This is a genomic window from Bradyrhizobium sp. 23, assembly GCF_023073295.1.
GTDB classification, from domain to species: Bacteria; Pseudomonadota; Alphaproteobacteria; order Rhizobiales; family Xanthobacteraceae; genus Bradyrhizobium; species Bradyrhizobium canariense_D.
In genome coordinates this window covers 210,990-212,564 of record NZ_JADPJF010000124.1, presented here as the reverse complement: position 1 = coordinate 212,564, position 1,575 = coordinate 210,990, and the positions used below count along the sequence as shown (strand labels likewise).

General features: G+C 62.3%; 1 protein-coding gene and 1 pseudogene. One reads left to right on the top strand and one right to left on the bottom strand.

What is annotated here, in order from left to right; all coding sequences use genetic code 11:
* Positions 1-350 (bottom strand): annotated as a pseudogene (locus tag IVB32_RS30255) (RND transporter); the annotation flags it as partial.
* A gap of 727 nt (positions 351-1,077) precedes the next feature.
* Here IVB32_RS30255 and IVB32_RS30250 point away from each other — a divergent pair.
* The coding region (locus IVB32_RS30250; protein ID WP_247412286.1) for a pyridoxal-phosphate dependent enzyme at positions 1,078-1,575 on the top strand (498 nt) is incomplete at its 3' end.

Here is a 1,575-nt window from a genome sequence, read left to right as displayed (position 1 = left end):
AGCAGCGCCGCACCCGCCTGCCGCGCCTGAGCGTCGGCCTCGACGATGCGCGAAACGGCGGCGGCGATGTCGAGGTTGACGGTGTGCGCCTCTTCCATCAGCTGTGTCAGCTCCGCGGAGCGGAAGCTGCGCCACCAATCCAGCGACGGCGGCGCATCGGCCTTCCCGGCATATTTGTATTGCGTGGGAACGTCGAGCGCGGGATCAGGAAGATCCTGCGTCAGCACGCAGGCGCCCGAACCGGCGGCGAGGCAAGCGACCGCAAGCCAGCGCGCCGCACGTCGCGTCCGGGACGTCGCGCCTGGTGACCGCCGCACGGCGATCGCCGGAACACGTTGTGTCACATCCACCCCCCGCCGGGCAGATCGAACCGCCGCCGCGCGGCCGGATTAGCCGATTCGCAGCGCGGTCGTCGGGGGGCTTTGGACAACTCGTTCACAAGTGATGCTTTCAGCGAAATTGTGCGCCTCATACTAGCCGGACGCGGAACCGCGGGACAGTCCCGCAGTTGCGAGGTGCCCCCCAAAGCGCGACGATCTTAGAGCTGAGAAAATACAAAAGGGTGCTGTCCTGCAGGTGTTTCTTGAATTTCAGGGTCGTTCCTGAGTGCGTTCGAGCTTACCAAGATTTCATGTGATACTGCCGCCACACCGACGCCAACCCCCTCCAATCCGCCTGCACCGCTCGCGATGCGGCTTCAGTCCGGCCGCGAAACCGGGCCTGGCCACTTTCGCGAGGTTGTCCATTAACGGAAAACGAATAAGCGTTCGTCGTGCCGATATCTTGACCGCCTCCCGCGTACTATCCGCACTCTTCGACGGCGACGGCTGACATCCAATGGAGGGTGCGCTCGCGACGACCCTTATCTTCCATGTTTTGGCAGAAGCCGGCCACATCCTCCTACCGATATCCCGCGGCGTAGCACAGCAGCAGCAGCGGCGATCTCTCCTTCCAAATTTTCACTGCTTACGGGGATTTTCGCGGGTTTCGCCGCAGCGCAAAAGCCTTCCCCTTTGGCATTTCAAGCACTAGGTTCTGGCCAGCCTAATCAACCCCTTGCCAGTGATTTCCCCTGACATGATTATCAAAAACGACGTTGTCGAAGCCATCGGCAACACCCCGCTGATCAAGCTCAAGCGCGCTTCCGAACTGACCGGCTGCACCATCCTGGGCAAGGCCGAATTCATGAATCCCGGCCAGTCGGTGAAGGATCGCGCCGGCAAATGGATGATCCTCGAGGCCGAGAAGCGCGGCGAGCTCAAGCCCGGCGGTCTCGTCGTGGAATCGACCGCCGGCAATACCGGCATCGGTCTTGCGGTCGTGGCCAGCGCCCGCGGCTACCGCACGCTGATCGTGATCCCGGAGACGCAGAGCCAGGAGAAGAAGGATTTTCTGAAGCTGTGCGGCGCCGAGCTGCTGGAATCGCCGGCCCTGCCCTATTCCAATCCGAACAATTACCAGCATGTCGGCCGCCGTCTTGCCGACGAGCTGCGCAAGACGGAGCCGAACGGCGTGCTGTTCGCCGACCAGTGGAACAACCTCGACAATGCGAAGGCGCATTACGAGTCCACAGGT